The sequence below is a fragment of the Chamaesiphon sp. VAR_69_metabat_338 genome (genome assembly GCF_031423935.1).
Taxonomy (GTDB): Bacteria; Cyanobacteriota; Cyanobacteriia; order Cyanobacteriales; family Chamaesiphonaceae; genus Chamaesiphon.
This window is the reverse complement of sequence record NZ_JANPGM010000499.1, coordinates 1-4,717: the sequence shown is the minus strand read 5'-3', so window position 1 is coordinate 4,717 and position 4,717 is coordinate 1. Positions and strand designations below refer to the sequence as shown.

Annotated in this window: 3 protein-coding genes; all 3 read left to right on the top strand. The window is 45.6% G+C overall.

Features of this window, described 5'->3' with window-relative positions:
- Positions 1-313 precede the first annotated feature (313 nt).
- The gene (locus tag RMO84_RS13910; protein WP_310489047.1) at positions 314-1,243 is read left to right on the top strand and encodes an SDR family oxidoreductase; all 930 of its coding nucleotides are present in this window, start codon (positions 314-316) and stop codon (positions 1,241-1,243) included.
- 107 nt (positions 1,244-1,350) lie between these two features.
- Positions 1,351-2,745 carry a UDP-glucose/GDP-mannose dehydrogenase family protein gene (locus tag RMO84_RS13905; RefSeq protein WP_310489046.1) on the top strand — a complete coding sequence of 465 codons (1,395 nt, stop codon included), beginning with the start codon at positions 1,351-1,353 and terminating at the stop codon, positions 2,743-2,745.
- A 284-nt stretch (positions 2,746-3,029) separates the two neighbouring features.
- Positions 3,030-4,717 (top strand): hypothetical protein (locus RMO84_RS13900; RefSeq protein WP_310489045.1); only part of this gene is annotated, 1,688 nt, incomplete at its 3' end.

Below are 4,717 nucleotides of genomic sequence, written 5' to 3'. Positions count from 1 at the left end.
ACTATTCAACTCTGGCAACGCACGTAGCCAAGTCACCAGAATCTAGTGTCGATTTTTACGGTAGATCGAGCAGTTATTTTTAATATTACTAAATTCGGTAAATTGACTGTTTAGAGATGACCCAAAATAATGCTACGCTTTTGTGCGAAATCATCAGTAACGATCGCGTACTTGTGATTTCGATCGCATTGCCAGCTGTAAATCGACAGGCATCTGAGTTGCCGATCTTCACATTTTAAGGAATAATACTGAGAACGCTAATATTAAAAGTTTAAAGTTTTTCGATCGAAATTAAATCTCCAAATTCTAAATTATGCGAATTCTAGTGACAGGTGGTGCAGGGTTTATTGGTTCGCATTTGCTCGATCGCCTGATGAAGGAGCAACACGAAGTGATTTGCTTGGATAATTTTTATACTGGAACTAAAAATAATCTCCAAAAATGGGCCGGTCATCCCAACTTTGAATCGATCCGTCATGACATTATCGAACCGATTAGTCTCGAAGTAGACCAAATTTATCATCTGGCTTGTCCGGCCTCGCCAGTGCATTATCAGTACGATCCGATCAAAACGATGAAAGTCAGCTATCTGGGCACATCTCATATGCTCGGACTGGCCAAACGTACCAAGGCGAGATTTCTGCTCGCATCTACTTCCGAAGTCTACGGCGACCCGGACGTCCATCCCCAGACCGAAGAATATCATGGCAATGTGAATACGATCGGGATCAGATCTTGTTATGACGAGGGCAAGCGGATTGCGGAAACTCTGAGTTTTGACTATCATCGCCAACACCAAGTTGAGATTCGGGTCGCGCGGATTTTCAACACTTATGGGCCGAGAATGTTGGAAAATGACGGTCGAGTTGTGAGTAATTTCATCGCTCAATCCTTGCAGGGAAAACCCTTAACTGTTTATGGTGAAGGCACTCAAACTCGGAGTTTTTGTTATGTCACCGATTTAGTGGATGGTTTGATGAAATTGATGAATGGCGACCATATTGGGCCGATCAATCTAGGTAATCCTGAAGAATATACCATCCTCCAACTGGCCGAAAAAATTCGCGACAGGCTCAATCCAGGGCAGGAAATTAGCTTTAAACCATTGCCTCAAGACGATCCTCGCAAGCGGAAGCCAGATATTACTAAAGCGAAAACGCTCCTCAACTGGCAGCCACAAATTTCGCTCGATACCGGATTGACGGAGACAATCGCTGAATTCAAGCAACGTTTGGCAATTTAGGCGGACGCCGATAACTATTGCCGCGCAGTAGCAGGCAATGCTGCGCACTCGATCGAATTTCAATTATTGAATAGGTTCCACACCATCATCTTGGGGGTTAATTAAAAATGCGTGTTTGTACGATCGGAACTGGTTATGTTGGCTTGGTAACAGGAGCTTGTTTGGCACACATCGGTCACGATGTGATTTGTGTCGATAACAATCCCGACAAAGTCGCGCTGATGAAATCTGGTCAATCGCCAATTTACGAACCAGGCTTAGCCGATATCATGCGCTCGGCGATGGCTACAAATCGCTTGCAATTTACGACGGATCTAGCCGCAGGCGTGGCACATGGGGAAGTCTTATTTATTGCTGTCGGTACTCCCCCACTACCCAATGGCTCTAGCGATACCCAATATGTCGAAGCTGTCGCCAAAGGCATCGGCAAACATCTCAATGGCGATTATAAAGTCATCGTCAATAAGTCTACAGTGCCGATCGGTTCTGGCGATTGGGTTAAGATGCTAGTACTCGATGGGGTCGCCGAACGTCAACCCCAACCGAGTTTGGTAGGAGCTGGCGAGCGGCTCCCGACGGCAGATGTGTTCGTGCCGAAGTTTGATGTCGTCAGCAACCCCGAATTTTTGCGCGAAGGTTCGGCCATTTACGATACCCTCAATCCCGATCGGATCGTCCTGGGTAGCAATAATCAACAAGCAATCGATCTGATGCTAGAGTTGTATAAACCGATTATCGATCGCCATGCTGGCGACCATGCCGACTTACCGCCCGTATCGGTCTTGACTACAGACTTGGGTTCGGCAGAGATGATCAAGTACGCTGCTAATGCGTTCTTGGCTACCAAAATTAGTTTTATCAACGAGATTGCCAATATTTGCGAACGCGTCGGTGCTGACGTGACTCAGGTTTCTAAAGGCATCGGTCTCGACTCCCGCATCGGCAACAAATTCTTAAATGCTGGCATTGGTTGGGGCGGATCTTGTTTCCCTAAAGATTTAGCCGCACTCATTCACACTGGTGCCGATTATGGTTACGATGCGCGACTGCTCAAAGCGGCTGTAAGTGTCAATCAACAGCAGCGGACGTTGGTGATTCAAAAGTTACAAAGCTCTTTGAAAATTCTCAAAGGCAAAACTATTGGTTTGCTCGGCTTAACTTTCAAGCCCGATACCGATGATTTGCGCGATGCACCCGCTCTTGATATAATCCAGATATTGATTGAGCTAGGAGCTAAGGTCAAAGCCTACGATCCGATTGTTTCGTCAGAATCTTTACCTCATCCCTACTTAGCTAATGTTAATTTGGTCGATAGTCCACAAACATTAGCAACTGATAGCGATGCGATCGTCCTGATGACAGAGTGGTCTGAGTTCAAAGATCTCAATTATCAACACTTAGCTACACTCATGCGTTCGCCACTCTTGGTCGATTGCCGAAATTTCCTCTCTCCCGCAATGTTGACCGCAGCCGGTTTTCAACACATTGGCATTGGATGCTAGTCAATTGTAAGATAGCCCAGTATGCCAATATCGACGTACTGGGTATTTTCATAGCTAAAAGTGGTTTTAACTATAAATAGATTGTAAAATTACTTGGCCTCAACTACACCAACGATCTATCCTTAGGTCTAGTCACATCGGCACATTGTTCATATTACGATTATTTTAGCTAGATTACTTCAGCCATTTGGCGGTTCCTTACCCACCTGTTCTATCAATATTCCAACATGAAAGAGAGTTTTCCTGAGTTTAATCCTCCCAGACTAATGCAGTCCCCAGAGTCAGTGAAACCTCGTCCAAATGGGTTCTCTGAACCACGGCAAGAAGAAGGGATGGGTGTAGGTGTTATCCTCAATGGTTTGCGTAAATATTGGTATGCGTCCCTGCTCACCACGGCATTAATGATGGGGACAATCGGCTATGTCACCTGGAAGCAGACGCGCATTTACAGATCGGCAGTCCAAATTGCGATCGATCTCAAGTCTAGTTCGAGTAGCAGTGTTGCCGAAAAATTGGCTGGTGAAGCGACTGGTACCGGGCAATCTGAAGATCGGACGATCGCCATCGAGACGATCACGCAATCGCTCAGAAGTAAAAGTACGATCGAAAAAGCCATTTTGGCGATTCCCGATCCTAAATTACGACCGCCACTGGCGCAAGTTTTGCAAGGTTTGGCAATTCGATCGAAGCCAGACAGTAATGTCTTAACGATTAGTTATGTATCGGTCTCACCTCAGGAGATCGTCGCCGTACTCAATGCCCTGAGTAAAGTTTATATCGACTACAGTATTACCAACAAAAAAGCGCGGACGAATAACTCGATCGAATTTATCGAGTCTCAATTACCTGGCTCGCAACAGCGATTGAATGCTGCGGCATCCCAAATCGAGCAATTTCGGATTAAGTATCGCTTTGTCGATCCGGCAACTTCGGCTGGCGCGCTCGATGGCTATCGTCAGACGATTGTCGCCAAGATTAATGAATCGCGCTCTACTTATTACCAAACCCAAAAGCAATACGAAGAATTAAAGAAACAACTTGCGGCAGTAGGATTGGAATCTAAAGGCAATCTGAGTACCACGATGTTGACTCAAGATAGTGGCTACCAAGCCCTATTTACGCAACTCCGAGAGTTAGAGTTGAAATACAATCAAGAAAGTGTCCGCTTTAGTCCCGAAAATCCCCTGATTGTATCTCTCAAAGAAAAACGCGATAGCGTCTTGATCTTATTGAGAGAACGCGCCCAACAAGTACTCAAACGCCAAGTCGCTGATAGCGAACTAACTCAAGGTAGCATTGCCAACTTTGGTAATAATCTCGCCCAAAATCTCGCCAATAAACAGGCCGAATTAGAGACTAGTCTAGTCGCACAAACAGCCCAGGCTCAGAGTTTAGAGGCAGTTTACCAACAAGTCCAAACTCAAATTGCTCAATTACCAGGACTGCAAAAACAATACACCGAAATGCAACGGGAGTATCAAATTGCCTCCCAAGAATTGACAGCATTCAAACAAAAAGTTCAAGAGTTGAAAATTGTCAACGCCGAACAAGTCGTACCGTGGAAATTATTAGATCCCCCAGAATATCCGCGATCGCCAGTTTCACCAGATGTCCCGCGCCAAATGGGATTGGGCGCGATCGGTAGTATCTTAGCCGGGATATTTGTATCTTATGGATTGAACAAACTCGACAATCGAGTTGACAACCCCGATAGTGTTAAATCGATGACGGGGATGCCTGTTTTGTCATTGATTCCCAGGGTGGATGATTTGGAACATTCGGCTTCAATCCGTGGTGGTACCTTCCTCCAGACGACTAAAGGTAAAAACAAAGATTATTCTTATTGGAGCTTTATCGAATCGATCCGCACGTTAGCACTGGGAATCGGACTGACATCGGTTGGTGGCACCACCCTCTCCGATAATCCCGACCAAAAGCAACCTGGTAAAATTATCGCGATGACTTCTTCGTT